The following is a 26,649-nucleotide window of genomic DNA, read 5'->3' as shown; positions in this document are numbered from 1 at the left end:
CGTCTAACGGTGCCAAATCGCGGGCACGCCCCGAGAGGGGCTGTCAGACCCGCAGGTGCGCCCCCTTAGCTCATTGGTAGAGCACTTCCTTGGTAAGGAAGAGGTAGTGGGTCCGATTCCCACAGGGGGCTCCGTTCCCCGCAGGCCAGGCCTGCGAAGAACGCGCGGCGGGGTAGCTCAGGTGGTTAGAGCACACGGCTCATAATCGTGGTGTCGCGGGTTCAAGTCCCGCTCCCGCTACAGCGAGAAGGCCCCGGTTCGCGCGTCGAGCCGGGGCCTTCGGCTTTCCCGGGCGAGGTCCTGCCCGTGGGAGAGGTCTCAGACCGCGCAGCCCGCGAAGAGCACGTCGTCCGAGGAGACCAGGTCCTCCAGGGTCAGCAGGCGGTCGAGGTCGTGGCCGGCGGCCAGGGCGTTGGCGCGCTCCGGTGCGGTCTGGGGGGCGAGGCGCCCCTCCATGACCCCGCCGAGGGCGCGGACGGCGCAGGCGGCGACCACTCCCTCCGGGGTGCCGCCGATGCCGAGGACGAGGTCGACGCGGCCCGCGGGATCGGCCGCCTCGATCGCGACCGACACGTCGCCCTCGCCGCGCAGCTCGAGCGCGACCCCGGCCGCGCGCAGAGCCTTGATGAGCCCGGAGTGACGCGGCTTGTCGAGCACGACGACGACCAGCTCCGCGACGGGCTTCCCGAGCGCCGCCGCCAGCCGTGCGGCGTTCTCGGCGGGAGGGAGGTCGAGCGAGACGGCGCCCCGGCCCGCTCCGGAGCAGACCAGCTTGTCCATGTAGAAGACGTCACGCGGGTCGAACAGCGTGCCTCGCGGGGCCAGCGCGATCACGCTCACCGAGCCGGGGAGCCCCTCCGCCGTGAGCCGGGTCCCGTCGAGCGGATCGACCGCCACGTCGCAGGAGGGAGCGGAGGCGCGGCCGAGGCGCTCGCCGTTCGCGAGCATCGGGGCCTCGTCCTTCTCGCCCTCGCCGATCACGACGACGCCGTCGAACGGAGCGTCGGCCAGCACGGCGCGCATCGCCGCGACCGACGCCTCGTCCGCCGCGACCTTGTCGCCGCGCCCGTACCAGCCGCGCGCCGCCTCGGCCGCCGCGCGCACGGCTGCGGCCACTGCCTCCTGCAGCTCGGCCGGGTAGGCGGGCGACGCGATCAGCCGCAGGCCGCTCATGCGCGCGCGGGCTGAGCGGTCGCGGTGCGGACCAGCCGCTCCAGGGTGCGCAGGCCGTCGGAGGAGAGCACCGACTCCAGGTGCCCCTGCACCGACGCGACGTGCTCGCCGCGCAGGGCGTTGACCACTCCCGTCTCCGGATCGACCGACACCTCGAGCCCCAGCCGGGGCGTGCGCGCGACGCCGGGGGCAACGGAGGAGAAGGTGTTGTAGAAGCCGATCGCGGCGTCCTCGCCGAACACGTCCACCGCCAGGCGCACGCCCTGGCGGGGCGCGGGCAGCGGCTCGACCGGGAGGCCAGCCAGCAGCGACAGCATCTGGTGGCTGAGGCAGACGGCGAGCATCGGCCGCTCCGCCTCGAGGCGCGTGGTCATCAGCGAGCGCAGGTGCGCGATCCGCGGGTCGGAGTCGTCGCGGGGGTCGCCCGGGCCGGGGCCGAAGACGACGAGGTCGTCGCTCAGCACGTCGGCGACCTCCGACCAGCGCTCGACCCGGGCGTCCATCCCGAGGTGGCGCAGTTGGTGGGCGAGCATCGTCGTGAACTGGTCCTCGTTGTCGACGATCAGCGCGGTGTGCCCGGCGAGGCCGGCGATGTGCTCGGGCGCCTGGGGCCGGAGCCAGAACGAGGCGAGCCGCTCGTTGCGCGCCTCGAGCGCCTCCTGCACGCCCGGCTGCGCGTTCAGGTCGAGGGCCGGCGGCACCTCGCGGTGCGGCAGCAGGCCGAGGGCGGAGAGGACGCCCGACGCCTTCGCCCGCGTCTCGGCGACCTCGCCCTCGGGGGTGGAGTGGCGCACGAGCGTCGCGCCGGCCGGCACGGTGAGGCGGCCGTCCGCGCGGAGGTAGGCGGTGCGGATGAGGATGGGGGCGTCGACCGTGTAGCCGTGCTCCTCCGGCTCGAAGAGGGCGAGCACGCCGGAGTAGTAGCCGCGCGGCTCCTTCTCGTACTCGGCGATCACGGCGCACGCGTTCTCCATCGGCGAGCCGGTGACCGTGGGCGCGAACATCGTCAGCCGCAGGACCTCGCGCACGTCGAGTCCGGTGCGGCCCTCGAGCAGGTACTCGGTGTGGCTGAGCCGCGACATCTGCTTGAGGAACGGCCCGAGGATGCGGCCGCCGTCCGGGCAGACCGCGCTCATCATCTTCATCTCCTCGTCCACGACCATGAAGAGCTCCTCGCTCTCCTTGACGTCGGCGAGGAACGCGAGCACCTCCTCCCCGGTGGGTCCGGCCGCGGGGTGGCGGAAGGTGCCGCTGATCGGGTTCATCATCGCGACGCCGTCGCGCACCGAGACGTGGCGCTCGGGGGTTGCGCCGACGGCGGTGACCGTCTGCGCGCCGTCGACGCCGGGGGTGTGGATCGCGAAGGTCCAGTACGCGCCGGACTCGTCGGTGAGCAGGCGGCGGAACCAGGCCAGGACCGCCTCGACGGGCGGCGCGTCGGTCTGCGCGACGAAGGCGCGGTTGATGACGAAGTTGGCGCCCTCGCCGCGGCCGATCTCGTCCTCGATCACCCGGCGGACGATGTCGGCGTACTCGTCGTCCGGCACGTCGAAGCCGCGCTCCTCGACCGGGATCTCCCGCTCGGGCAGGAGCCGCAGCACCTCCGCCAGGGGGACGCTCTCGCGCTCGCGCACCACGAGGTTGCGCAGCGGGGCTCCGTCGTCCTTCGCCGCGAAGCCGCGCTCGCGCACCTGCCGGTAGGGCACGAGGGTCAGCACGTCGTCGCCGTCGAGCGGGATGTCGGCCAGGCCCTCGACGTCGAGCACGTCGCCCGTGAACACGTCGACGGCGTCGCGGCCCTGGCGGAGGACCACCGCGAACGGCAGCGTCCCGTCGGAGGCGAGGATGCGGGAGAGGAGCGAGGTCATCGTGGTCCTTGAATCGGGTCGTGCCCCACCCGGGCCCTGACATGCAGAACGACCGCCCGGAGGAGGCGGTCGCGTGCGAGGGGTCTGCGCGTCGGTCCGCCTAGGAGGCGGGCCACCAGGGGCTTCGGATCGACGTGCGCACGCGGCGAGTCTAGGGGAGAGCCGGGCGGCGGCCAAGCGGTGTCAGGCGGCCGGCCGCTCGGTCGGCTCGCCCCGCAGGGTCCGGAGCAGGAGGGTCGCGCCGGCCGTCGCGGCGGGGGTGGCGACGACCGCGCCCCCGGGGACGAGGAACGCCAGGTAGACGGCGATGCCGAAGCCGAGCGAGACCGCGCGGTGCTCGCCGAGGAGGCGGCGGCGGTCGCGGAGGGAGAGCCCCCGGGCGTCGCCCGCGAACCCGGTCAGCTCGAGCGCGAGGGCCCTCCCGCCGACCAGGGCGCCGGCGACGAGGCCGACGATCGAGCCGACCAGCGGCACCAGGCCCAGCAGCACCAGGACCACGCCGATCCCGAGGGAGGTGGCGACCAGCACGGCGGAGTCGCGGAGGCCGCGGCCGACCCCCTGCCAGAAGGTGCTCTCGCGCTCGTCGGGCACGCCGCCGAGGTCGTCCTCGACCCGCCGCCAGATCCGCTCGTAGAAGGGGTCGCCGACCAGCAGGGTCACCGCGGCGAAGAGGACCACGCCGAGGGCGAGCGAGGCGCCGACCACCGCGATCGAGAGCACCAGGCGGACGGTGGCGGCCGTGCCCTCGTCCCAGCCGCCTGCGAACGGGGTGAGCGCGGTCACCGCGTCCTGCACCCGCGTGAGCACCAGGACCAGCACGCCGACGAAGACCAGACCGACGATCAGGGGCGGGATCGCGCCGAGGAGCATCGCCCGCGGCGAGCGGACCCAGGTGCGGAAGCCGCGGAGGAAGAGCCGGGCACCGAGGCCGAGATCGCGGAGGACGCTCATCCCCCGATCCTCGCAGGTGGGTCCGGGTCGGGGGTCCGGCAGAACGCCCGACTGCACGGGACGTGGAACCTCAGACCCGCTCGAACGGAGCGAGCAGCCCCGCCATCGCCTTCGTCCGCGGCGCGGCGTACTCGTCGCGCCGCGAGGTGCTGACGCCCATCGCGACGAGCCCCTCCACCAGGCGCACCGCCGAGGCGACGCCGTCGATCACGGGCACGCCCAGCTCCCGTGAGAGGTCGCGGCACAGGTCGGCCATGCCCGCGCAGCCCAGCACGATCGAGTCGGACCCGTCGACGGCCAGCGCTGCGGCGCACTCCGCCAGGATCGCGCGGCGGGCGTCGGAGCGGGGGTCGTCGAGTTCGAGCACGGGGATGTCGCAGGCGCGCACCTGACGGCAGGCGTCGCTGAACCCGGCGCGGCGGGCGATGTCCCAGGCGCGGCCGCTCGTGCGCGAGAGCGTGGTGACCACGCTGAAGCCCCGGCCGACGAGCGCGGCCATGTGCATGGCGGCCTCGGCGATCCCCACGACCGGGCCGCTTGCGATCTCGCGCGCGGCGTCGACGCCCGGGTCGCCGAAGCACGCGATGACCGCGCCATCGCAGCCGGCCGCCTCCGCCCGGGCGATCTCGTGCAGGACGCCGGGCACGGCGAGCGCCTCGTCGTAGTGGCTCTCGATCGACGCCGGACCCATCCTCGGGGTGACGGCCGTGATCTCGGTGCCGAGCGAGGCGACGGAGCGGGCGGCCCGGCCGATCGCCGCGGTCATCGCAGTGCTGGTGTTCGGGTTGACGACGGTGATGCGCATGGTGGTTCCTCGGTTCGGGTGCCGGGAGGGGGAGGGACCCGCCCGGCCGCCGGTCCGCGGGATGCGGAGCGGCCGGAGCGGATCCCTCCTCCGTGCCGGCCGGATCAGACGGTCGAGCCGTCGCTGACGTGCTCGAGGTCCTCGTCGAGGCGCCCGATCCGCGGCGCGCGCCGCTCGAGCACGGCCATCGCGACGAACCCGAGCCCGCAGCCGAGGAACCAGCTGTAGTCGCCGAGCCAGATGAACTCCGGGCCTCCCGCCTCCGCGATCCAGCGCGGCACGAGCACCGAGGCGACGGAGGGGACTCCGCCGATCACGGTCGCCCAGACGGCGTTGGGGTTGAAGCCGCGCGAGAACCAGTAGCGGCCCTTCTCGCTCATCGTGTAGAGGTCGTCCACCCAGACGCGCTGGCGGCTGATCAGGTAGTAGCCCGCGATGAGGACGCCGAACAGTGGCCCGATCAGCGCGCCGAGGATGCCGAGCGTGTAGTGGATGGCGGTGTCGTTCGAGTACCAGTTCCACGGGGTGAGCACCACCGAGCCGACGGCCGCGATCATGCCGCCCATCCGCCAGCTGATCTTCTTCGGGTTGACGTTCGAGAAGTCGAACGCGGGGGAGATGAAGTTGGCGACGATGTTGATGCCGATCGTCGCGATGACGAACGTGAGCCCGCCCAAGAGCACGGCGAACCAGGTGTCGATCCGCTCGACGGTCTCGATCGGGTCGGTGATCAGCTCGCCGAAGACCGGCACGGTCGCCGAGGCGGTGATCACGGTGAGGAGGGAGAAGAAGAGGAAGTTGATCGGGAGGCCGAGCAGGTTGCCGCGCTTCACGGCGCCGTAGCTGCGGGCGTACCGGGAGAAGTCGCCGAAGTTGAGCATCGGGCCCGAGAAGTAGGAGACGACCAGGGCGACGGCCGAGATCATCACCGGCACCGCGGCGGCGAGGTCGAGCGGCTCGCCGGAGCCGAGGGTGAGCGAGATGTTCTCCCAGCCCGCCTGCGACACCAGGTAGACGGCCAGCACGAGCATCACCACGTAGACCGCCGGTCCCGCCCAGTCGATGAAGCGGCGGATCGACTCCATGCCCCGCCAGAACAGCGCGGCCTGCGCGACCCAGAGGATCGCGTAGGAGAGGTAGCCCAGAGCCGAGAGGCCGAGGAACGACGCCTCGGGCGTGTTCAGGGCGGCCATGCCCGGGAAGAACTTGAGGAAGACGATGTTCAGCGACTGCGCCGCCAGGTAGGTCTGCACGCCGTACCAGGCGATCGCGATCAGTCCGCGGATGATCGCCGGGATGTTCGCGCCGCGGATGCCGAAGATCGCGCGGTTGATGACGGGGTAGGGCACGCCGGTGACCTGGCTGGGCTTGGCGACGAGGTTGCAGAAGACCTGCACGATCACGATGCCCACCACCAGGGCGACGAGGACCTGCCAGCCGGCCAGGCCCAGCGCGAAGAGCGAGCCCGCGGTCACGTACCCGCCGACGCTGTGCACGTCCGACATCCAGAACGCGAAGATGTTGTAGCTCGACCAGCGCTGCTTCCGGAGCGGCGCGAGGTCCTCGTTGGAGAGGCGGTCGTCGTAGCCGGCGCTCGCCGCGGCGGCGGGATCCGGATCGACGGGGGGAGCGGTGACTCGGGGTGCGGTGACGCGGTCGGACATGGGTGGATCCACCTCTCGGGCGGTCGTGCGCAGAGCGGCACGGAGCGGATGTGTCAGGGTGGTCGGGACGTCCGGCCGAGGAGGCGGGGCGTCGCGGAGAGCGTTCCGAGTGAAGTGATCACTTCACACGGGCCACGCTACGAGTCGGGAGGCCGCCGCTCGTTTCGGCTCCGTTACGGCTGTGTGACGATCCGCGAGAGGGGACGGGCCATGCCCTCCGACGACACCGCGCCCGACGAGGCGGCCGCCCGGGCGATCGCGGACGGGGCCGGACTCGGCGCGAGACTGCGGGAGCTGCGGCTCTCGGCGGGCCTGTCGCTGAAGGCCCTCGCCGGGCGACTCGGCATCTCCGTGAGCGCCGTCTCGCAGATCGAGCGCGGAGCGATGCAGCCCTCGGTCGGCCGGCTGATCGCCCTCGTGGACGCGCTGGGGGTCCCGCTGTCCGCCGTGTTCGACCAGGGCGCGTCGGCGCCGGTCGAGACCGCGGTCGTCCGGGCGCGCGAGTCGGCGCCCGTGGCGCTCGAGGGCGGAGTGCTGTTCCGCCGTCTGGCGCCGCGTCCGCTGGACGCCGTCGACTTCTTCGAGTCGACCTACCCGCCGGGCTCGACCTCGACGGCGCACCGGCAGCTGCTCCGCCACGACGGGTTCGAGATGGGGACGGTGACGCTCGGGGAGCTGACGGTCGAGTTCGAGGACGAGACGGTCGTCCTCGGGCCGGGCGACGCCATCACGTTCCCGTGCGAGCGGCCGCACCGCATGGTCAACACGGGCTCGACCACGGTGATCGCGACCTGGCTGATCGTCCACCGCTGACACCGCGCCGGTGCTTCGTGCCGGACCTCTGGCGGCACCACCTGCGTATGGGACCCTGGTCCTCGCTCCTCCACAACGGGCGGACGACCGTCTCCTGTCCACACCCCGGTCGGGATCGGGGCGCGGCGGGCCCTCGGTGTCGGTACCGCCTGGTGGGCTGGTCTCCTCGACCGAGGGGTGCGGAACGTGGAGGAGCGGATGGACGGCAGGAACGACGAGGGGTGCCCGCGCTGGTGCGCGGGCGAGCACGACGAGCTGGTCGCGGCGGGGGAGCGGCTGCACCGCTCCGCGGCGAGCTCGCTCCCGGTGGTGCTCTGGGCGGGCCGAGACGGGGCCGCGGGCGCGACGGTGCACGTCTCCCTGTGCCGCCCGGGGGAGTCGGGGGAGGACAGGCTCCGCCTGGAGGCCGACGGGCTCGGCGAGGTCGACCTCGATCTCAGCTCGGGGTCGCGGCTGGCCGGCGCGGTGCTCCGGCTACTCGGCGCCTCGTGAGGTGCGCGGCGGATCGGGCGGCAGGAGGTCCGTCAGCTCGATCTCGAGCGCCTCGCAGAGCGCGAGGAGGGTGTGCAGCGTGGGGTTCGCGGGCGAGCCGGGCTTCGACTCGCCCTTCTCGAACTTCTGGTAGGTGTAGCCCGCGAGCCCGGCCGCGTGGGCGATCCGCTCCTGGCTGGCGCCCTTGGCGATGCGGGCCCGGTGCATGTTGGTGCCGAGCTCGCGGGCGTAGGTCGCCCAGTCGCGCTCGGGAGTGGGTGTCGACATGCCCGCCAGCTTCGGAGAAGTTCGGCCGCGGGTCAGCCATACACGGATGGGAAATTCCCGGTGGTCATACCCGGGTGACCACCGGCGGCGCCTCCGGAGCCCCGAGGGCCCCGCGACGGCAGCGCCTAGTATGGCCGGGTGCCAGTGAACCCCGAACTCGTCGGGCGCGTCTTCGCGCCCACGGAGCCCTATCAGGTGGGGCGCGAGAAGGTGCGCGAGTTCGCCCGCGCCGTCTCCGCGACCTCCCCCCTGCACCACGACGTCGAGGCCGCCCGCGCCGCCGGGCACCCCGACCTCGTCGCTCCGCCCACCTTCGCCGTCGTCGTGCAGGAGTTCACGCTCCAGCAGCTGCTCGCCGAGCCCGACGGCGGGATCGACTTCAGCCGCGTCGTGCACGGAGACCAGCGCTTCGTGCTGTCCCGTCCGGTCGTGGCCGGCGACGAGCTGACCGCGACCCTCTTGGTCGCCACCATCAAGAAGCTCGGCGCCCACTCCATGGTCACCACCGAGTCCCGCATGGTCGACGCGAGCGGCGAGCACGTCGTCACCGCGATCTCGACCCTCGTGGTCAGGGGAGACGAATGAGCACCGCACTGCCCGCTCTCGCCGAGCTGAGCGTCGGCCAGGTCGTCGCCGAGAGCCGCTTCCCGATCGACCGCGGCACCCTGGTGCGCTACGCGGGCGCCTCGGGCGACTTCAACCCCATCCACTATCGCGACGACGTCGCCGCCGAGGTCGGCCTGCCCGGCGTGCTCGCGCACGGCATGCTCACGATGGGCACCGCGGTGCAGGTCGTCGTCGACTGGGTCGGCGACCCCGGACGCGTGGTCGACTACCAGGTGCGCTTCACCCGCCCCGTCGTGGTGGACCCGCGCGACGGCGCCGCCATCGACGTGGTCGCCAGGATCGGTGCTGTGAACGCCGAGGAGGGCTGGGTCCGCGTCGACCTCGCCGTCTCGGTCGAGGGCCAGTCCGTCCTCGGCAAGGCCCAGGCACGGGTCCGACTCGCGTGACCTCCGCGCCGCTGCTCTCCGCCCTGACCACCCTCCGCGTCGGCGGACCCGCCGAGCGCCTCGTCGAGCCCTCCACCGAGGCGGAGCTGGTCGAGACGCTCGTCGGCCTGTGGTCGGACGACGAGCCGTGGCTGCTGCTCGGCGGCGGCTCCAACCTCCTCGTGGGCGACGACGGGGTCGAGGGCACGGTCGTGCGCGTGCGCACCACCGGCGTCGAGCGGCTCCCCTCCGACGAGCCGGGGCGCGTGCTCCTGCGGGTCCAGGCGGGCGAGTCGTGGGACGGCCTCGTCGCGACGACCGTGGGGCGCGGCTGGGCGGGCCTCGAGGCCCTCAGCGGCATCCCCGGCACGGTCGGTGCGTCGCCCGTGCAGAACATCGGCGCCTACGGCCAGGAGCTCTCGGACACGCTGGTCGCGGTCGACTTCCTCGACGAGGGCGCCCGCGAGCCCGTCCGGCTGACGGCGGAGGAGCTGCAGTTCGCCTACCGCACCTCCGTGATCAAGCAGGGCCGCCGGGGCGCGGTGCTGGCCGTCGAGTTCGCGCTCGAGGAGGTCGGCGCCGAGGGCGACGGCACTCCCGTCGCCTACGGTCAGCTGGCGTCGGCGCTCGGAGTCGCGCTCGGCGACCGCGTGCCGCTCGCGCGGGTGCGCGAGACCGTGCTGGCGCTGCGTGCGGGCAAGGGCATGGTCCTCGATCCGGAGGACCCGGACACCGCGAGCGCCGGCTCCTTCTTCACCAACCCCCTCGTCACGAGCGCGTTCGCCGACTCCCTGCCGCCCGAGGCGCCGCGCTGGCCGGTCGAGCCGACGGCGGAGGCGCCCGTCATCACCCCGCTCGCCGCGGTCGAGGCAGGAGCGCCCGTCGGGCTGCCCGTGCCTCCCCGCGCCGACGGCCTGGTGAAGCTCAGCGCCGCGTGGCTGATCGAGCACGCCGGCGTCTCGCGCGGTTTCGCCCTGCCCGGCTCGCGGGCCGCCGTGTCGAGCAAGCACACCCTCGCCCTGACCAACCGCGGAGGAGCGACGGCCGAACAGGTCGCCGAGCTCGCCCGGTACGTCCAGGGCCGCGTCCTGGCGGAGTTCGGCGTGCTGCTGCACCCCGAGCCCGTCGTGGTCGGCACCGCGGTCTGAGTCCGCGCGGTCTGCGCGCGCAGGCCCCGCGCTCGCGGGGACGCGCGCCCTCCGGCCGCGGCCTCCTCCGGCTCAGCTGTCGCGGCGGATCCAGCGGAAGCCGAAGCGGCAGGCGACGAGCCCCACGACGAGCCAGATACCGAGCACCAGCGCGACGCCGCCGAGGTCCCACGACCCGTTCACCTCCGCCTCTTCGAACCCGCTCGGCAGGAACACGGCGCGCATGCCCTGCGCGATCCACTTGAGCGGGAAGACGCTCGCCGTGTTCTGCAGCCAGTCCGGCAGCGTCGTGAACGACAGGTACGACCCCGAGATGAACTGCAGCACGAGCAGCGGCGGCACGATCACGGCGGTCGCGCTCTTGCCCGAGCGGGGCAGCGCGGAGACGGCGATGCCGAGGATGGCCGACGTCGCGACTCCTGCCAGGTAGACCCAGGCGAAGGTCGCCCAGCGCCCGCTGTCGGTGGGCAGCTCGACCGAGAACACCGTCGCCGCGACGAGGAGCAGCAGGGCCGTCTGCGCGAGGCTCGTCACGAGCACCTGGCCGAACTTGCCGATGAAGTAGCTGAAGACCGGCAGCGGTGCCCCCGCGAGGCGCTTGAGCGTGCCGTCGCCGCGCTCGACCGCGATGTCGACGCCCAGGTTCTGGACGCCCGAGAGCAGGATCCCGGCCGCGGCGAGGCCCGGCACGTAGTACTCGGCCATCGGGATGCCCGGGTCCTGCGGGTTCGCCTGCATCACCGCGGTGTCGCCGAACGCGACCGAGAAGATCGTCAGGAGCAGCACCGGGAAGAGGAAGGTGAAGAACACCTGGTCCGGAGCGCGGAAGTACGAGCGGATCTCGTAGCGGGCGCGGGCGAGTCCGAGGCGGACGGTGCGTCCCGGGCCGGTGGAGAGGGTGCGGGGGCGGGTGGCGACGGCGGTCACGCGGGCTCTCCGATCAGGTCGACCGCGTCGCGGTCCTCGCGGATGAGGTCGAGGTAGATGTCCTCGAGGCTGGGGCGGACGACCTCGAGCGCCGTCGGCTCCCCGATCCGGGCGTGCAGCTCGGCGACGGTCCGGGCGGGCTCGGTGGTGCGCAGCCGGTGCAGCACGCCGTCCTCGCGCCACTGCACGATCGGGACGCGCGCCTCGTCTCCTCCGATCGCGCTCATCGGGCCGATGGCCAGGAGCCGCCCGCCGGAGATCACGGCGGCGCGGTCGCCGAGGCGGGCGGCCTCGTCGAGGTAGTGGGTGGTGAGGAGGATGGTCGTGCCCTCGCTCTTGAGCAGGGCGATCAGGTCCCAGAAGGAGTGGCGGGCCTCGGGGTCGAATCCCGTGGTGGGCTCGTCGAGGAACACCAGCTCGGGACGGCCGATGATGCCGAGGGCGACGTCGACGCGGCGGCGCTGGCCGCCCGAGAGGCGCCCGATGCGCGAGCGGGCCTTGGACGTCAGCCCGACGGCCTCGATGGTCTCGTCGACGTCGCGCGGTCGCGGGTAGAGGCTGGCGAAGTGCGCGATCTGCTCGCGGACCGTCGCGTTGCCGGACTCGCCGCTGGACTGCAGGACGATCCCCAGACGCGCCTTCCACGCCAGGTCGCCGTGGCGCGGGTCGACCCCGAGCACCGACACCTCGCCGCCGGAGCGGTCGCGGTAGCCCTCGAGGATCTCGATGGTCGTCGACTTCCCGGCGCCGTTCGGGCCGAGGAGCGCGAAGGTCTCGCCCCGGTGGATGTCGAAGGAGACTCCCGCGACCGCCGGAGCGCCCCCGTAGTCCTTCCGCAGGTCGCGGACTCGGACGGCGTGGTCTTCGCTCATCGTCACAGCGTGCCCTGTCGCACCCCTCCGGCGACAGTGATCCCCGATTTCCGCCTCCCTCTTGCCCTCCCCGCCCCGAGATGCCAGGCACCCCTCACCTGTCGGACAGGCGCGTCGCAGTACCCGCCGGTCACCGTGAGGCACGGTCGAGCGGCGACCGGCGATCCGCGTGTCGGCGGATCGTCGTCCGCGCTGCGCATCCCGCTCTCTGCGACGCACCTCGTCGTCGAGCCGGCCGCGGCCTATCGACGACGCAGGAGGAGAGGGGCTAGACGGTGCCGAAGAGCCGCTGCAAGCGGCGCACGCCCTCGAGGAGCGCGTCGTCGCCGAGGGCGTAGGACAGGCGGAGGTAGCCGCTCGGTCCGAAGGCCTCCCCGGGGACGGTGGCGACCTCGGCCTGCTCGAGGATGAGGTCGGCGAGCTCGAGGGAGGTCGTCGGGGTGGTGCCGTTCCACTCGCGGTTCAGCAGCCCGTTCACGTCGGGGTAGACGTAGAACGCGCCGCCGGGGGTGGGGCACTCGATCCCGTCGATCGCGTTCAGCTCGGCGACGATGGTGCGGCGGCGGCGGTCGAAGGCCAGGCGCATCTCCTCGGCCGGCTCCTGCGGGCCGGTGAGGGCGGCGATCGCGGCGCGCTGCGAGATGTTCGAGACGTTGCTCGAGAGGTGCGACTGGAGGTTCGAGGCGCCCTTGATCGCGTCGGCCGGGCCGACCATCCATCCGACGCGCCAGCCGGTCATCGCGTAGGTCTTCGCGACGCCGTTGACGAGGATCGTCCGGTCGCGCAGGGCCGGCACCGCCTCGACGATCGAGGTCGCGTGCTCGAGCGGGCTCGCGTCGTCCTGGTCGCCGGTGGAGTAGACGAGGTTCTGGTAGATCTCATCGGCGATGATCCAGAGGCCGTGCTCCTCGGCCCACTCGCCGATCTCGCGGGTCTGCTCGGCCGAGTAGACGGCGCCGGTGGGATTGGAGGGGGAGACGAACAGGAGCACCTTGGTGCGCTCGGTGCGCGCGGCCTCCAGCTGCTCGACGGTGACCAGGTAGCCCTGGTCGGCGCCCGCGAACACGTCCACCTGAACGCCGCCGGCGAGCTTGATCGCCTCGGGGTAGGTGGTCCAGTACGGGGTCGGCACCAGCACCTCGTCGCCGTCGTCGAGGAGGGTCTGGAAGGCCTGGTAGACGGCCTGCTTGCCGCCGTTGGTGACCACGACCTGCGAGGGGTCGACGGCCCATCCGGAGTCGCGCGCCGTCTTCTCAGCTATGGCAGCGCGGAGGTCGGGGAGGCCCGCCGCGGGGGTGTAGCGGTAGTTCCTCGGGTCGAGCACGGCGGCCGAGGCGGCCTCGACGATGTGCTCGGGAGTGAGGAAGTCGGGCTCGCCGGCGGCGTAGGACACGACCGGTCGGCCCTGGGCCTGGAGGGCCTTCGCCTTGGCGTCGACCTTAAGAGTGGCGGACTCGGCGATGGCGGCGATGCGGGCGGAGATGCGCGTGGTGGAGGACACGACGGCCAGCGTATCCTGCGCGCGCACGGGGCTCCGAGGCCCCCCGCCGCTCGGCTGGACACGCCCTGCGGGTCCACGTACACTCGTCCGAGGTAGTCGATCTCTGCCCTCATCCACAGCGCCCGCGAGGGTCGCGGCGGTGGGGCGGCGGGTCGGTCTCCTCCTCGGATGCTCGCAACGGCATCCATAGGGCGGTGGCTCAATTGGTAGAGCAGCGGTCTCCAAAACCGCAGGTTGCAGGTTCGAGCCCTGTCCGCCCTGCACATCGATGCCCGTCGCACGCGGTCCCCGCGACGCTGCGGTCATCGGTCCAGGGCCGCCCATGACGGGCGGTCGGCCACACCGGAGGTTCCGGTGCGGGAAAGGTGCGTGCAGGTGGCCGGGAAAGCAGTCGACGAGCCGAGCGAGGACGTCGTCGCGATCGCCAATCAGCAGCGAGCCGCGCGGCGCAACCCGTTCGCGCGCATCGCCCTCTTCATCCGGCAGGTCATCGCCGAGCTGAAGAAGGTCGTGACGCCCACCCGCAAGGAGCTGGGCAACTACGTCGTGGTCGTGCTGATCTTCGTCGTCATCATGATGGCGCTGGTGTCCTTCCTCGACTGGGTCTTCGCCCTGGCCGTGACGTACGTGTTCGGCACACCCGCCGCCTGACCCGAGAGCATCCGGGCCGCGCGAGCGGAGGGTGCCGGCGACAGCGGGACGCGCCCCGAGGGGCGCGACCGATCGATCGAGAGAGAGTTGTGACGAGTGTCTGACAGAAACCGCGACGACGTCGACTGGGCGACGGCTGCCGAGCAGTCGTCGGAGGTCGAGGAGGAGCAGGAGGGCGACGTCCAGTCGCAGGCTGAGGACGCCGTCGAGCCCGCCGAGCAGGGTGCGCTGAGCATCATCGACGAGAACGAGTCCGAGGACGACCTCGCCTCCGACCTCGAGGCAGCGCTGGACGCCATCGGCTCCGTCGACGACCCCGAGGCCGACTCCGCGGTCGACGAGGCCGCGCACATCGACACCGTCGAGGAGGCCGAAGCGGCCCTCGAGGCCGTCGAGGACGAGGCCGAGGTCGCCGCCGAGGACGCCGAGTCCGCCGGTGAGGACGTCGCCGACATCGACCCGTACGAGGCCTTCCGCACCGAGCTGCGCGGCAAGCCGGGCAAGTGGTACGTCATCCACTCCTACGCCGGCTTCGAGAAGCGCGTGAAGTCGAACATCGAGAACCGCAAGGTCTCGCTCGAGGCCGAGGACTACATCTTCGAGGTCCAGGTCCCGATGGAGGACGTGGTCGAGATCAAGAACGGCCAGCGCAAGATGGTCACCCGCGTGCGCATCCCCGGCTACGTGCTGGTGCGCATGGACCTCAACGAGGACTCGTGGTCGGTCGTCCGCCACACCCCGGGCGTCACCGGCTTCGTGGGCAACGCCCACAACCCGACCCCGCTGCGCTTCGAGGAGGCCTTCACGATGCTGAAGAGCCTCGTCGAGATCAAGGACGTCGCCCCCTCGAAGACCTCCGGTGCCAAGGGCCAGAAGCAGGCCCAGCGCGTGCTGCCCGCCGAGGTCGACTTCGAGATCGGCGAGACCATCACCATCAAGGAGGGCTCGTTCGCGGGTCTTCCCGGCTCGATCAGCGAGATCAAGCCCGAGAGCGGCAAGCTCACCGTGCTCGTCTCGCTCTTCGAGCGCGAGACCCCGGTCGAGCTGTCGTTCGACCAGGTCACCAAGCTCTGACGCGTCGCCTCCGCGCCGCGTGAACGCCCCCTCCGCAGGTCGGAGGGGGCGTTCGCCGTTCCGGGCGGCGCCTCCTCCGGCACCGCCAGCGCGCACCCGGGCGCCGGCCCCTCCTCCGCCCTGTCGGGGGTGGCCCCGCTCGTGTAAGCTCGTACGGGTTTTCGTGTCGGCGCCCGCCTCTGCGCGCGCCGGACGACCCTCCTCCACCGCGATCCGGCACCGTCGGATGCGCGGGAGAGCGGCCGGGAGCCCCCGACCGCTCGAACCCTGAGAAAAGGAATCAGAATGGCCCCCAAGAAGAAGGTCACCGGCCTGATCAAGCTCCAGATCAAGGCCGGCGCGGCCAACCCCGCGCCCCCGATCGGTCCGGCGCTCGGTCAGCACGGCGTCAACATCATGGAGTTCTGCAAGGCGTACAACGCGCAGACCGAGTCGCAGCGCGGCAACGTCATCCCCGTCGAGATCACCGTCTACGAGGACCGCTCGTTCACCTTCGTGCTGAAGACCCCGCCCGCGGCGGAGCTCATCAAGAAGGCCGCCGGCGTCGCCAAGGGCTCCTCGACCCCGCACACCGTGAAGGTCGCGAAGCTCACCCAGGCGCAGGTCCGCGAGATCGCCGAGGCGAAGCAGGTCGACCTGAACGCCAACGACATCGACGCCGCCGCGAAGATCATCGCCGGCACCGCCCGCTCGATGGGCATCACGGTCGAGTAGCGCGACGCGCTGCTCGACGGCGGGAGCGACGCGCCCACCGGCGCGGACCCACCGCGGAAGCCTCATGAACCCGACGGCGGCCCCTCAGCGGGGTCGCACGCCCGGTCCGGATACGCCTCCGCAGGACCTCCCCGCCTCCCGCGAGCAGCAGTCACGGCCGCGATCGCGGCACCACCAGAACTCCATCACCCCCGTGGGAGAGCCCGCCAGGCTCTAGAACCACATTCTCGTTTCAAGGAGAAACAACATGGCACAGAAGTCGAAGGCCTACCGGGCCGCCGCGGCCAAGCTCGAAGAGGGCAAGTTCTACACGGCTGACGAGGCCGTCGCGCTCGCCCGCGAGACCGGTTCCGCCAAGTTCAACAGCACCGTCGAGGTCGCCCTCAAGCTCGGTGTCGACCCCCGCAAGGCCGACCAGATGGTCCGCGGCACGGTCATCCTGCCCCACGGCACGGGCAAGACCGCCCGCGTCATCGTGTTCGCGACCGGTCCGGCCGCCGAGGCCGCGCTGGCCGCCGGTGCCGACGAGGTCGGCGGCGCCGAGCTCATCGAGAAGGTCGCGGGCGGGTACACCTCGTTCGACTCCGCCGTCTCGACCCCGGAGCTCATGGGCCAGGTCGGCCGTCTCGGAAAGGTGCTCGGCCCCCGCGGCCTCATGCCCAACCCGAAGACCGGCACCGTGACCCCGGACGTGGCGAAGGCCGTGACCGAGATCAAGGGCGGAAAGATCGAGTTCCGCGTCGACAAGCACGCCAACGTGCACCTCGTCGTGGGCAAGGCCGCGTTCACCGAGGAGCAGCTCCAGGAGAACTTCAAGACCGCGCTCGACGAGATCCTCCGCCTCAAGCCGTCCTCCTCGAAGGGCCGCTACATCCAGAAGGCCGCCGTCTCGACGACCTTCGGCCCCGGCATCCCGCTGGACGTCAACGTCCTGGCCTGAGCCGAGCACGCACTGACGTGAGGAGGGGGTCCGTTTCGGCGGGCCCCCTCCTTCGTCGTCCCGGCATACTGGACCGGTGATCCGCCGCTCCGCTCCGCCGCGCCTCCCGTGACCGTCCGCCGGGCGTCCCCCGCCGACGCCGCCGCCCTGGCCGAGCTGGCCGCCGCGACGTTCCCGCTGGCCTGCCCGTCGCACACCACCGCGGAGGCGAAGGCCGAGTTCGTGCGCACCGTGCTCTCGGTCGAGCGCTTCCGCGACCACCTCGCCGATCCGCTCCGCTCGCTCCTGGTCGACGACGACTCCGGCGCGCTGACCGGCTACGCGATGCTCGTGCGCGGGGAGCCCGCCGACGCCGACGTCGTCGCGGCGATCCGGCTGCGTCCGACCGTCGAGCTCAGCAAGTTCTACCTCCTGCCCGGCCGGCACGGCTCCGGAGCGGCGGCCGCGCTGATGGCCGCGACCCTCGAGGAGGCGCGGGCACACGGTGCCGCGGGCGTCTGGCTCGGCGTCAACGAGGAGAACGCGCGTGCTCAGCGGTTCTACTCCAAGCACGGCTTCGCGGTCGTCGGCCGCAAGCGCTTCCTCGTCGGCGACCGCTGGGAGGACGACTTCGTCCTCGAGCGCTCTCTCGCCTGAGCCTCCCCGCGAGACGCCACCCGAGTACGCGACATGTTCCGCGTGGCGTACCGGAGCGGCATCTCGCCGAGGTCAGCCCTCGGAGACGGTGAGGACGATCTTGCCGCGGGTGTGGCCCGTCTCGAGCTGCTCGTGCGCCTCGCAGGCGCGGGCCAGGGGGAAGATGCCGTCGATGAAGACGCGGACGTCGCCCGACTCGAGAAGGCGCGAGACCACGCCGAGGGTCGCCCCGTCGGGAGCGACGCGGTAGGTGGAGGCGCGCACGCCCGCAGCGGCCGCCTCCTCGAAGAACCCGGGCCAGCTCCCGGTGGGCGCGTTCACGATCAGGCCCCCGGGGCGGAGGACCCTCAGCGAGCGCGAGCCCGTGTCGTCGTGGACGTTGCCGACCAGATCGATGACCACGTCGACGCCGGACAGCAGCTCGTCGAAGCGCTCGGCGGTGTGGTCGATCACCTGCGCGGCGCCGAGCTCGTGCAGCCACTGCAGGTTGCGGGTCGAGCCGGTCGCGATCACCGAGGCGCCGAAGTAGGCGGCGAACTGCACCGCGAAGTGGCCGACTCCGCCCGACCCGGCGTGGATGAGGATCCGCTGGCCCTCGTGCGCCTTGGCGAGCTCGACGACCATGCCCCAGGCGGTGAGCGCCGCGAGCGGGACGCCGGCCGCTTCGACATGGGAGAGCGTCGACGGCTTCCGCGCGATGGAGACGCTCGGCACGCTGACGTACTCCGCGTAGGAGCCCGAGTAGCGCGGCACCATGACGAAGCCGTAGACCTCGTCGCCCGGCCGCAGCGGATGCGCCGGGTAGGGGCTCGAGACGACGACGCCCGAGAAGTCGTGGCCGAGGACCGCCGGGTAGGAGGCGATCTGCGAGGCGACCCCCTGGCCCGCCCGCGTCTTCGCGTCGAGCGGATTCACGCCGGCCGCGACCACCTTCACCGTGAACTCGGCGTTGATGGCGGAGGGGGTCGGCACGGTCGCCAGGTGCAGGGCGGAGGCGTCGCCCGGCGCGTCGATCACCGCCGCCGTCATCGTGTCGGGGAGGACGACCTCCTCCGGGATCTCGCCGATCGCGAGGCCGTGCCCGAGCGCGCTGGTGTGCATCGTCGCCTTTCCTGTCGCTGAGGCGTGCGGGTGGAGCGTGCCGAGGACGTCGCCCCCGATCCCCGCATCCGACGCCGCGACCAGTCAAGCGAGGCAATGAGTCGGCGCTGTTACGGGGGTGTCACCCTCGGGAGAAGATTGGCGCGCGGAGCCGCGGGCGCCCGGTCTGGCACGATGAGGGGATGCGACGCCGACGTACCCTGCTGGTCGGCGGTGCCCTCCTGGTCCTGGCCGGGCTCGTGATCCTCCTGGCCGCCCGGATCAGCATCGGCACCAGCCGCTGGGTCTACGTCAGCGAGATGGGCGCGCCGGACCTGCCGACGGCGGGCGCCTTCGAGGCCGCCCTTCTGCTCGTGGCGGCCGGCGGCGCGCTGATCGCCGTGGGCGCCTGGCCGGTGCGCGCCCGCCTGCTGCCCGCCCTCCGCCCGGCGGGCGCGATCCTCCTGGCGGCCGCCTGCTTCGCGCTCGCCTCGCAGGTGACCTGCACGGCGGGCTGCCCGCTGCCGGTCGGGCCGGCCTTCCGCTGGCAGGACCTCATCCACACCTCGGCCGCCGTGCTCGGCTTCGGGGCCGCCTGCGCCGCGATGCTCCAGCTGGCGACCGTGCGGGGGCGCCCTGCGGTCGCGCGGCTCTCGCTCGCCGCCGGGATCTCGGTGGCGGTCGTCGCCGGGACGGGCGGGATCCTGTCGCTCCTGCGCGTGTGGCTGCGGCTCGGCGGGACGCTCGAGTTCGTGGCGACGGCGATCGCGGTGCTCTGGCTCGCGTTCGTCGGCCTGGTGCTCGCGCTCGAGGACCTCAGCGCCGAGCGAGCCAGCCGCGGACGTGCCCGCGGATCCGGTCCTGCTGAGCGGCGAAGCCCTCGTCCCGCGACGGCACCCGCTCGCAGTCCGCATCCGGAAGAGCCCTAGCCCACGCCTCCGCGACCTCGACCGGGTGCACAGGGTCGCGCTCGGCCGCGATCACCAGGGTGCGCGCGATGACCTCGCCCAGCTCTCCGGAGTCTCGGTAGGCGGCGTTCCGCGGGATCTGGGCGAGCCGGACGGCGCGCTCGGCCGCCCGCGGGGAGCGGAACTGCAGCGTCAGCGCCTCCGCCGACGCGGGGGACACCTCGGCGGCGCGCGCGAACAGGCCCGAGGCGCGGAACATCCGCTCGCCGCGCTTCGCTCCGTGGTCGTGCAGCAGCTGCGCGATGACGGGGAACACGGTGAGGTTCTCGGGCAGCGGCTCGGCGGTGAAGGCGGGGCGCACGAAGACGGCGCGGTCGATCGGCAGCACGCGTCGGACCGCGAGGCGCAGGGCGATCGCCGCGCCCATCGAGATGCCGAGCACCGTGAGCGGCTTGTGCGCGGCTCCGGCCCGCACGACCTCCTCCGTCACCTCGTCGGCCAGCGCCTCGAGGGCGAAGTCGCCGGGCGCGCCGAGCAGCTCGGAGGCGCCGTGGGCGCGGACGTCCGGAGCGATGACCTCGCTGCCGGCGGGGAGGGCGGAGCGCAGCAGCCCCAGCGGCTGGGAGCGGTCGCCGCCCAGGCCGTGCAGGAGGAGGACCGTCACCGGGCGCGCGTCCGCTCGTGCAGCTCGGCCATCAGCATCCCCGCCAGCCGCACGAGGATGTGGATCTCGTCCTCGTCGCGGTCGACCCAGCGGGAGTTCGGCTCGCCCTCGATCGGCACGAAGTCGCGGTGCTGCTCCCAGACGACGAGCGTGCGCTCGGCGCCGAGGACGTACTGCTGCCAGAAGACCTGCCGCAGGTAGTGGCGCGGGATGCTCCGCCACGGCTTCGTCGTGGTCTTGATCTCGCAGAGCTCGAGCCGGCCGTCCTCGCGGAGGCCGATGCCGTCGGGCGTGGCGAGGTGGCGCCGCTCCTGGCTCGCGTGGAAGAGGGTGCTGCTGGGCTCGATCGCGTGCTCGCTCCGCACCCAGGCGGCGATCTCGGGCTCGCGGGCGCGGCCGTGGTCGGTGAAGGCGTTGCCGCCGAAGCCGGTGCCGTAGAGCTTGTCGAGCGCTGCCTTGCCGATCGCGGCGGGGGAGGAGAGGCGGGCGACGTCGGTCGCCGTGATGCCGCGCGAGCGGGCGCGGAGCCAGGCGACGCGGTCCGAGGAGTCGGCGACGACCCTCCGGAGGTGCGGGGGCTCGGCGTCCGTGAAGACGGGCTGCGTCTCCCAGGGGAAGGAGAGCTGCAGGTCGGGCACCGATTCATTCTCTGCCCCCTGCGGCGCCCGGTCGAATCGGCACGCCGACCCGCGGCGTCTCACCGGGGCGTGACGGCTCGCGCCGGCGGCTCAGGCGTCGAGGAAGGCGTCGACGTGCGCGGGGGAGAGGAGGTGGCGCCGGACCATCAGGGCGGCGCCGCGGACGCCTCCGCCCTGGGCCGCGGCCTGCACGATGTCGAGCGCGCGGGTCGCCAGGGGGAGGGAGCGGCGGTAGACGACCTCGCGGACCCCGGCGAGGACCTCGTGGCTGGCCTGGGCGATGCTGCCGCCGACGACGATGACGGACGGGTTCAGGAGGTTCACGCAGGTGGCGAGCACCTCGCCGATGTCGCGGCCCGCGGCGCGCGTGAGCTCGACGGTGGTGGGGTCCCCGCCGGTCAGCAGGGTGACGACGTCGGAGGTGCTGGCGGCGTCGATCCCGGACTCGGTCAGGCGGCGGGCGATCGCCGAGCCGCTCGCGATCGCCTCGAGGTCGGCCTCGCCGCGGTCGCCGGGGACCTGCACGTGGCCCAGGTCTCCCGCCGCTCCGAGGGCTCCGCGCTGCAGGGCCCCGCCGCTGACGATCCCGGCTCCGATGCCGGTGGAGACCTTCACGTAGAGGAGGTCGTCGACGTCGGCGTAGTGGTCGGCGTGCTCGCCGAGCGCCAGCAGGTTCACGTCGTTGTCGACGAGGACGGGCACGGGGAGGCGGCGGCCGACGAACTCCGGGATGTCGAAGCGGTCCCAGCCGGGCATGATCGGCGGCTTCACCGGGCGGCCCGTCGCGTGCTCGACGGGTCCGGGGACGCCGACGCCGACTCCCGCGAGCGGGCCGGCCGCCGGAGTCCGGCCGAGCAGGGCCGCGGCGACGTCGAGGGCGTGGCCGAGGACGGCGAGGGGGCCGTCGGCGATGGCGATGCTCTCGCGGCGGCGGGCGAGGACCGTGCCGTCGAGGTCGGTCAGGGCGACGACGGCGTGCGCGGCGCCCAGGTCGACGGCGAGGAGGCTGCGCGCCCGGGGGTCGAAGGCCACGCGGGCGGCGGGACGGCCGCCGGAGGAGGGGGCGTCGTCCTGCCGGGCGACCAGGCCGGAGGCGGTGAGGACGTCGAGCTGGGCGGAGACGGCCGCACGCGGCAGGCCCGTCTCGGCGACCACGTCGGCCCGCGTCCGGGGCGCCCCGTCGGCCAGCAGGAGCAGCAGCTCGCCGACCGCGCTGACGGTGATGCGGCGGCGCGGGGACATGGCCAGAGTCAACCACAGCGCCCGTGCTTCTGTGCGGCGGGTGCCCGACTTGGCGGGCGCGCAGGGCTAGTTTTGCTTGTCCGTGAGCAAAAGTCCGCGTAGGGTTCGAGGCACACCTTCCGATGCGATCAGGAGCCCCACCGGTGGCCACACCCCCAGACCTCTCTGTCCAGCTGTACTCGGTGCGCGAGCCGCTCGCGGCCGATCTGCCCGCCACCCTCGACCGCCTCGCGGCGATCGGCTTCACCACGGTCGAGCTCTTCGGGTTCGTCGACCTGGCCGACGCCTACCGCGCGGCGCTCCCGGCCAGCGGACTGCGCGCTCCCAGCGCCCACGCCCGCCTCCTCGGCCCGCAGGGCGACGCCACCGTCGACGAGATCCTCGACACGGCCGCCTCGCTCGGCGTCGAGACCGTGATCGACCCCTTCGTCGACCCGACCCGCTGGACCACCGCGGACGACGTCGCCCGCATCGCCGACGATCTGAACGCGCTGGTCGACTCCGCCGCCGCCCGCGGCCTGGTGCTCGGCTACCACAACCACGCCTTCGAGTTCGAGAACCGCGTCGACGGCCGCAGCGCCTTCGAGCACCTCGCGGGCCTGCTCGACCCGCGCATGGTCCTCGAGCTCGACACCTACTGGGCGGCCGTCGGCGGCGACGACCCGGTCGAGGTGCTCGGACGCCTCGGCGACCAGGTGCGCTTCCTGCACGTGAAGGACGGCCCGATCTCGGCCGACACCCAGGAGCAGCTGCCCGCGGGCGAGGGCGCGATGGACGTCCCGGCGATCCTCGCCGCCGCTCCGCAGGCCCTGCCCGTGCTGGAGTTCGACGCCTACGCCGGCGACATCTTCGAGGGCCTGGAGTCGGCCCACCGCTACGTCTCGGGGCTCGGCGCATGAGCGGCACCGGCCGCGTGGGCGTCGGCGTCATCGGCGCCGGCAACATCAGCACCCAGTACCTGACCAACCTCACCGTCTTCCCCGACCTCGAGGTGCTCTTCGTCGCCGACATCGACCTCGAGCGGGCGAGGACCCAGGCCGAGGCCTTCGGCGTCCCCGCCTCCGGCACCGTCGAGGAGCTCCTCGCGCACGAGGGCATCGAGATCGTCGTGAACCTCACGATCCCGGCCGCGCACGTCGAGGTCGCGCGCCGCGCGGTCGAGGCGGGCAAGCACGTGTGGACCGAGAAGCCCTTCTCGCTCGACCGCGACAGCGGGATCGAGCTGCTCGCGCTGGCGAAGGACAAGGGGCTGCGCGTCGCGACCGCTCCCGACACCTTCCTGGGCGCGGGCCTCCAGACGGCGCAGCGCGTGATCGAGAGCGGAGCCATCGGCACGCCGCTCTCCGCCCTCACCCTCTTCCAGGGCCCCGGCCCCGAGTCGTGGCACCCGAACCCGGAGTTCTTCTTCGCCGAGGGCGGCGGACCGCTGCTGGACATGGGCCCGTACTACATCACCACGCTCGTGCAGAACCTCGGCCCCGTCGAGAGCGTCACCGCCGTCTCGTCCCAGGCCCGCGCCACCCGCGTCGTGGGCTCCGGCCCGAAGGAGGGCACCGAGTTCCCGGTGACCATCCCGACGCACATCGGCGGGCTGCTCCGCTTCGAGTCCGGGGCCTCGGCCCAGGGCGTGTGGAGCTTCGAGTCGAGCCTGCCGCGCACCGGCTTCGTCGAGATCAACGGCTCCGAGGGCACCCTCGTCCTCCCCGACCCGAACCAGCACGACGGAGAGATCACCCTGCACCGCCGCGGGTCCGCCGAGCCGGAGGTCATCGCGGCGACCGGCTCGACCGCCTCCCGCGGCACCGGCGTGCTCGAGCTCGCCCGTGCGATCCGGGCCGACCGCCCCGAGGCCGCCTCCGGAGACCTCGCGTACCACGTCACCGACGTGATGCTCTCGCTCCTCGAGGCCGCCGAGACCGGCGAGAAGGTCCTCGTCACGAGCTCCGTGACGCCCCGCCCCGCACTGCCCGAGAGCTGGGACCCGACCGAAGCGACCCTCTCCTGATGCCCGCGCCCCTGCGCGTCGGCGTGCTCGGCGGCGGCTTCATGGCGGCCGTGCACAGCCGCGCGGCCCGCAGCGCCGGAGCGGTGCTCGCCGGAGTCGCCTCCTCCACCCCGGAGAAGGGCGAGCGGGCGGCGGCCGAGCTCGGCGTCGAGCGCGCCTACCCGGACGCCCGGGCCCTGATCGAGGACGAGAGCATCGACCTCGTGCACGTCTGCACCCCGAACGCCACGCACGCCGCACTCGCGCTCGCGGCGATCGAGGCGGGCAAGCACGTGGTGTGCGAGAAGCCGCTCGCCGCGACGCTGCGGGAGGCGGAGTCGCTCGCTGCGGCCGCGTCCTCCGCCGGCGTGGTGGCGACCGTCCCGTTCGCCTACCGCTTCCACCCGATGGTGCGCGAGGCCCGTGCCCGCGTCGCCTCCGGCGAGACCGGCCGCCTGGTCACCGTCCGCGGGAGCTACCTCCAGGACTGGCTGCTGGGCGCCTCCGACGACAACTGGCGCGTCGACCCGGCCGCCGGCGGCCGCTCGCGCGCCTTCGGCGACATCGGCTCGCACCTGGTCGACCTGCTGGAGTTCGTCACCGGCGACCGGATCGACTCGCTCGCCGCGATCACGAGCACCGTCCACGCCGAGCGCGGCGGCCGCCCGGTGACCACCGAGGACGTGGCCGGCCTGATCGTCCGGCTCGAGGGCGGCGCCGTCGGCACGCTCCTCGTCTCGCAGGTCACCGCGGGCCACCGCAACGAGCTGGTGCTCGAGGTGTCCGGGCTGGAGGAGTCGCTGCGCTTCGAGCAGGAGCTCCCCGAGACGCTGTGGGTCGGCCGGCGCGACAGCGCCCTCCTGGTGCCGCGCGACGCCTCGATCCTCGCGCCCGATGCGGCCCGGCTCTCGATCGTGCCGAGCGGTCATCCGATGGGCTACCAGGACGCCTTCACGGCGTTCGCCCGCGACACCTACGCCGCCGTGGCGGGCGCCGACGTGGAGGGTCTGCCGACCTTCGCCGACGGCCTCCGCGCGGCGCGCATCACCGAGGCCGTGCTCGACGCGGCCGAGACAGGCGCCTGGGTGACCGTGCCCGCCGCCGACGACCGGACGGAGATCGCCGCATGAGCGACGAGAAGACCTACCCCGCCACCCGCCCCGTGACGCTGTTCACCGGGCAGTGGGCCGATCTGCCCTTCGAGGAGGTCGCCCGACTCGCCGCCGAGTGGGGCTACGACGGACTCGAGATCGCGGCCTCGGGCGACCACCTCGACCTCAAGCGCGCGGACGAGGACGACGCCTACGCCGCCTCGCGTCTGGAGATCCTCAACCGCTACGGCCTCGAGGTCTTCGCCATCTCGAACCACCTCACCGGCCAGGCCGTCTGCGACGACCCGATCGACTTCCGCCACAAGGCACTCGTGCGCGACTACACCTGGGGCGACGGCGACGCGGAGGGGGTGCGGCAGCGCGCCGCCGAGGACATGAAGCGCTCGGCGCGGGTCGCCCGCAAGCTCGGCGTGGACGTGGTCGTCGGCTTCACCGGCTCGAAGATCTGGCCCTACGTGGCGCAGTTCCCGCCGGTGCCGGCCTCCGTCATCGACGAGGGGTACGAGGACTTCGCGACGCGCTGGAACCCGATCCTCGACGAGTTCGACGCGAACGGCGTGGTCTACGCGCACGAGGTGCACCCGTCCGAGATCGCCTACGACTACTGGTCGAGCGTGCGCACCCTCGAGGCGATCGGGCACCGCCCGGCCTTCGGCTTCAACTGGGATCCGTCGCACATGATGTGGCAGGACATCGACCCGGTCGGCTTCATCGTCGACTTCAAGGACCGGATCTACCACGTCGACTGCAAGGACACCCGCCTGCGCCCGAAGAACGGCCGCGCCGGCGTGCTCGGCTCGCACCTGCCCTGGGGCGACCCGCGCCGCGGCTGGGACTTCGTCTCGACGGGGCACGGCGACGTCCCGTGGGAGGACGCGTTCCGGGCGCTGGAGTCGATCGGCTACTCCGGCCCGATCTCCATCGAGTGGGAGGACGCCGGGATGGACCGCCTCCACGGCGCGAAGGAGGCCGTCGGCTTCATCCGCTCGCTGCTCTGGAGGACCCCGACCGCGTCGTTCGACGCCGCGTTCTCGAACCAGTAGCCGCGCGGCTCCCCTCGGCGGGATCCCGCTCCGGCCCGCAGCGCACGTCGCGCGCGCCGGATCGGGGTCCCGGAGGCGGGGGTGGCGTCAGTCGGCGGCCTTGGCGGCGCGCTCGGACTTGATGCGGGCCTGCTCGCGGCGGACCTCCGCGTAGCGGTTCTGCTCGACGCGCAGCCACTCGGGGACCTCGTCGAGCAGGGCCTGGATCTCGGGAGTGGTCAGCGCCTCGGTGACGCCGCCGCGGGCGAGCCCCGAGATGGAGACGTTCAGCCGGGAGGCGATGACGGAGCGGGGGTGCGGCCCCTCCTCGCGCAGCTGCACGAGCCAGGCGGGCGGGTTCGCGGCGAGCTCGTCGTACTGCTCGCGCGTGACCGCCGACTCCTGGAACTCCTCCGGGGTCGCGGGCAGGTAGACCTGCAGCTTCTTCGCCGCGGTCGCAGCCTTCATCGTCTGTGTCGCCTTGGCCATGCGGCAACCCTACCGGCGCGGC

The 26,649-nt window shown here is 72.9% G+C and carries 29 protein-coding genes and 3 tRNA genes; 18 read left to right on the top strand and 14 right to left on the bottom strand.

Annotation, left to right across the window (positions count from 1 at the left end; genetic code table 11):
- Positions 1–59: 59 nt before the first annotated feature.
- A tRNA-Thr gene (locus C5C95_RS12270) sits at positions 60–131 on the top strand.
- Between the two features lie 35 nt (positions 132–166).
- A tRNA-Met gene (locus C5C95_RS12265) sits at positions 167–240 on the top strand.
- Between the two features lie 78 nt (positions 241–318).
- Here C5C95_RS12265 and C5C95_RS12260 read toward each other — a convergent pair.
- From C5C95_RS12260 to C5C95_RS12240, 5 genes are all read right to left on the bottom strand, one after another.
- A complete protein-coding gene (locus C5C95_RS12260; RefSeq protein WP_104324533.1) occupies positions 319–1,173 on the bottom strand; it encodes a fructose-bisphosphatase class II family protein in 855 nt (284 codons plus the stop codon).
- The gene (locus tag C5C95_RS12255; protein ID WP_104227039.1) at positions 1,170–3,041 is read right to left on the bottom strand and encodes an anthranilate synthase family protein; all 1,872 of its coding nucleotides are present in this window, start codon (positions 3,039–3,041) and stop codon (positions 1,170–1,172) included. Before C5C95_RS12255 ends, C5C95_RS12260 begins: the two co-directional genes overlap by 4 nt.
- A gap of 183 nt (positions 3,042–3,224) precedes the next feature.
- A complete protein-coding gene (locus C5C95_RS12250; protein ID WP_104324532.1) occupies positions 3,225–3,992 on the bottom strand; it encodes an EI24 domain-containing protein in 768 nt (255 codons plus the stop codon).
- Between the two features lie 70 nt (positions 3,993–4,062).
- Positions 4,063–4,797, bottom strand: a complete 735-nt coding sequence (locus tag C5C95_RS12245) for an aspartate/glutamate racemase family protein (RefSeq protein ID WP_104324531.1) — start codon at positions 4,795–4,797, stop codon at positions 4,063–4,065.
- 104 nt (positions 4,798–4,901) lie between these two features.
- Positions 4,902–6,461, bottom strand: coding sequence for an NCS1 family nucleobase:cation symporter-1 (locus C5C95_RS12240; RefSeq protein WP_104324530.1), 1,560 nt, complete (start codon positions 6,459–6,461; stop codon positions 4,902–4,904).
- A gap of 210 nt (positions 6,462–6,671) precedes the next feature.
- Between C5C95_RS12240 and C5C95_RS12235 the strand changes: the two genes are divergently transcribed.
- Both C5C95_RS12235 and C5C95_RS12230 read left to right on the top strand, forming a co-directional pair.
- The gene (locus tag C5C95_RS12235; protein WP_104324529.1) at positions 6,672–7,274 is read left to right on the top strand and encodes a helix-turn-helix domain-containing protein; all 603 of its coding nucleotides are present in this window, start codon (positions 6,672–6,674) and stop codon (positions 7,272–7,274) included.
- 198 nt (positions 7,275–7,472) lie between these two features.
- Complete coding sequence (locus C5C95_RS12230) at positions 7,473–7,766, top strand: DUF6907 domain-containing protein (protein WP_104227044.1); 294 nt, start codon at positions 7,473–7,475, stop codon at positions 7,764–7,766.
- On the opposite strand, the gene C5C95_RS12225 is transcribed toward C5C95_RS12230, so the two are convergent.
- On the bottom strand, positions 7,749–8,033 hold the full coding sequence (locus tag C5C95_RS12225; protein ID WP_104223625.1) for a helix-turn-helix domain-containing protein: 285 nt from the start codon (positions 8,031–8,033) through the stop codon (positions 7,749–7,751). The two genes, C5C95_RS12230 and C5C95_RS12225, sit on opposite strands and share 18 nt — an antisense overlap.
- 138 nt (positions 8,034–8,171) lie before the next feature.
- Between C5C95_RS12225 and C5C95_RS12220 the strand changes: the two genes are divergently transcribed.
- The 3 genes from C5C95_RS12220 to C5C95_RS12210 are packed head-to-tail and all read left to right on the top strand — an operon-like array spanning position 8,172 to position 10,173.
- On the top strand, positions 8,172–8,618 hold the full coding sequence (locus tag C5C95_RS12220; RefSeq protein ID WP_104324528.1) for a MaoC family dehydratase N-terminal domain-containing protein: 447 nt from the start codon (positions 8,172–8,174) through the stop codon (positions 8,616–8,618).
- Positions 8,615–9,046 carry a MaoC/PaaZ C-terminal domain-containing protein gene (locus C5C95_RS12215; protein ID WP_104238284.1) on the top strand — a complete coding sequence of 144 codons (432 nt, stop codon included), beginning with the start codon at positions 8,615–8,617 and terminating at the stop codon, positions 9,044–9,046. The genes C5C95_RS12220 and C5C95_RS12215 overlap by 4 nt, the downstream gene beginning before the upstream one ends.
- Positions 9,043–10,173: a UDP-N-acetylmuramate dehydrogenase gene (locus tag C5C95_RS12210; protein ID WP_104324527.1), complete on the top strand. Its 1,131-nt coding sequence runs from the start codon at positions 9,043–9,045 to the stop codon at positions 10,171–10,173. Before C5C95_RS12215 ends, C5C95_RS12210 begins: the two co-directional genes overlap by 4 nt.
- Before the next feature lie 72 nt (positions 10,174–10,245).
- On the opposite strand, the gene C5C95_RS12205 is transcribed toward C5C95_RS12210, so the two are convergent.
- The 3 genes from C5C95_RS12205 to C5C95_RS12195 all read right to left on the bottom strand — a co-directional run bounded on the left by C5C95_RS12205 (position 10,246) and on the right by C5C95_RS12195 (position 13,482).
- Positions 10,246–11,100 (bottom strand): ABC transporter permease, encoded by an 855-nt coding sequence (locus C5C95_RS12205; RefSeq protein ID WP_104223629.1) that lies wholly within the window; start codon positions 11,098–11,100, stop codon positions 10,246–10,248.
- On the bottom strand, positions 11,097–11,972 hold the full coding sequence (locus C5C95_RS12200) for an ABC transporter ATP-binding protein (protein WP_104223630.1): 876 nt from the start codon (positions 11,970–11,972) through the stop codon (positions 11,097–11,099). Before C5C95_RS12200 ends, C5C95_RS12205 begins: the two co-directional genes overlap by 4 nt.
- 268 nt (positions 11,973–12,240) lie before the next feature.
- Positions 12,241–13,482: a pyridoxal phosphate-dependent aminotransferase gene (locus C5C95_RS12195; protein ID WP_374953278.1), complete on the bottom strand. Its 1,242-nt coding sequence runs from the start codon at positions 13,480–13,482 to the stop codon at positions 12,241–12,243.
- A gap of 179 nt (positions 13,483–13,661) precedes the next feature.
- Here C5C95_RS12195 and C5C95_RS12190 point away from each other — a divergent pair.
- The 6 genes from C5C95_RS12190 to C5C95_RS12165 all read left to right on the top strand — a co-directional run bounded on the left by C5C95_RS12190 (position 13,662) and on the right by C5C95_RS12165 (position 17,488).
- Positions 13,662–13,734: transfer RNA gene (locus tag C5C95_RS12190), tRNA-Trp, on the top strand.
- Positions 13,735–13,848: 114 nt separating this feature from the next.
- On the top strand, positions 13,849–14,124 hold the full coding sequence (gene secE, locus C5C95_RS12185; protein WP_068208793.1) for a preprotein translocase subunit SecE: 276 nt from the start codon (positions 13,849–13,851) through the stop codon (positions 14,122–14,124).
- Between the two features lie 96 nt (positions 14,125–14,220).
- Positions 14,221–15,198, top strand: a complete 978-nt coding sequence (gene nusG, locus C5C95_RS12180) for a transcription termination/antitermination protein NusG (protein ID WP_104324526.1) — start codon at positions 14,221–14,223, stop codon at positions 15,196–15,198.
- A gap of 285 nt (positions 15,199–15,483) precedes the next feature.
- Positions 15,484–15,912: a 50S ribosomal protein L11 gene (gene rplK / locus C5C95_RS12175; RefSeq protein ID WP_104223632.1), complete on the top strand. Its 429-nt coding sequence runs from the start codon at positions 15,484–15,486 to the stop codon at positions 15,910–15,912.
- Between the two features lie 247 nt (positions 15,913–16,159).
- Entirely contained in the window at positions 16,160–16,852 is a 693-nt protein-coding gene (rplA, locus tag C5C95_RS12170; protein WP_104223633.1) for a 50S ribosomal protein L1, read from the top strand.
- A gap of 108 nt (positions 16,853–16,960) precedes the next feature.
- Positions 16,961–17,488, top strand: coding sequence for a GNAT family N-acetyltransferase (locus tag C5C95_RS12165; protein WP_104247774.1), 528 nt, complete (start codon positions 16,961–16,963; stop codon positions 17,486–17,488).
- A gap of 72 nt (positions 17,489–17,560) precedes the next feature.
- Here the strand turns inward: C5C95_RS12165 and C5C95_RS12160 are convergent, their stop codons facing one another.
- Entirely contained in the window at positions 17,561–18,589 is a 1,029-nt protein-coding gene (locus C5C95_RS12160) for an NADP-dependent oxidoreductase (protein WP_374952914.1), read from the bottom strand.
- Positions 18,590–18,771: 182 nt separating this feature from the next.
- Between C5C95_RS12160 and C5C95_RS12155 the strand changes: the two genes are divergently transcribed.
- Positions 18,772–19,497, top strand: a complete 726-nt coding sequence (locus tag C5C95_RS12155; RefSeq protein ID WP_104324525.1) for a DUF998 domain-containing protein — start codon at positions 18,772–18,774, stop codon at positions 19,495–19,497.
- On the opposite strand, the gene C5C95_RS12150 is transcribed toward C5C95_RS12155, so the two are convergent.
- The 3 genes from C5C95_RS12150 to C5C95_RS12140 all read right to left on the bottom strand — a co-directional run bounded on the left by C5C95_RS12150 (position 19,385) and on the right by C5C95_RS12140 (position 22,020).
- Positions 19,385–20,140, bottom strand: a complete 756-nt coding sequence (locus tag C5C95_RS12150; RefSeq protein WP_181125664.1) for an alpha/beta fold hydrolase — start codon at positions 20,138–20,140, stop codon at positions 19,385–19,387. The genes C5C95_RS12155 and C5C95_RS12150 overlap by 113 nt on opposite strands.
- A complete protein-coding gene (locus C5C95_RS12145; protein ID WP_104223661.1) occupies positions 20,137–20,769 on the bottom strand; it encodes a YqaJ viral recombinase family protein in 633 nt (210 codons plus the stop codon). The genes C5C95_RS12150 and C5C95_RS12145 overlap by 4 nt, the downstream gene beginning before the upstream one ends.
- A 99-nt stretch (positions 20,770–20,868) precedes the next feature.
- Positions 20,869–22,020 carry an ROK family transcriptional regulator gene (locus tag C5C95_RS12140; protein ID WP_104223637.1) on the bottom strand — a complete coding sequence of 384 codons (1,152 nt, stop codon included), beginning with the start codon at positions 22,018–22,020 and terminating at the stop codon, positions 20,869–20,871.
- 143 nt (positions 22,021–22,163) lie between these two features.
- Between C5C95_RS12140 and C5C95_RS12135 the strand changes: the two genes are divergently transcribed.
- From C5C95_RS12135 to C5C95_RS12120, 4 genes are read left to right on the top strand one after another with little or no spacing between them, the layout of a single operon-like run.
- On the top strand, positions 22,164–22,919 hold the full coding sequence (locus C5C95_RS12135; RefSeq protein ID WP_258064080.1) for a sugar phosphate isomerase/epimerase: 756 nt from the start codon (positions 22,164–22,166) through the stop codon (positions 22,917–22,919).
- A complete protein-coding gene (locus C5C95_RS12130; protein ID WP_104223639.1) occupies positions 22,916–24,025 on the top strand; it encodes a Gfo/Idh/MocA family protein in 1,110 nt (369 codons plus the stop codon). Before C5C95_RS12135 ends, C5C95_RS12130 begins: the two co-directional genes overlap by 4 nt.
- Positions 24,025–25,134: a Gfo/Idh/MocA family protein gene (locus C5C95_RS12125; protein ID WP_104282410.1), complete on the top strand. Its 1,110-nt coding sequence runs from the start codon at positions 24,025–24,027 to the stop codon at positions 25,132–25,134. The genes C5C95_RS12130 and C5C95_RS12125 overlap by 1 nt, the downstream gene beginning before the upstream one ends.
- Complete coding sequence (locus tag C5C95_RS12120) at positions 25,131–26,159, top strand: sugar phosphate isomerase/epimerase (protein WP_181125663.1); 1,029 nt, start codon at positions 25,131–25,133, stop codon at positions 26,157–26,159. The genes C5C95_RS12125 and C5C95_RS12120 overlap by 4 nt, the downstream gene beginning before the upstream one ends.
- Positions 26,160–26,246: 87 nt before the next feature.
- Here the strand turns inward: C5C95_RS12120 and C5C95_RS12115 are convergent, their stop codons facing one another.
- Entirely contained in the window at positions 26,247–26,627 is a 381-nt protein-coding gene (locus tag C5C95_RS12115; RefSeq protein WP_104324523.1) for a DUF5997 family protein, read from the bottom strand.
- Between the last annotated feature and the right edge of the window lie 22 nt (positions 26,628–26,649).

The organism is Rathayibacter sp. AY1B7, from assembly GCF_002932735.1.
Lineage (GTDB): Bacteria > Actinomycetota > Actinomycetes > Actinomycetales > Microbacteriaceae > Rathayibacter.
This window is presented reverse-complemented; position numbering and strand designations above follow the sequence as displayed.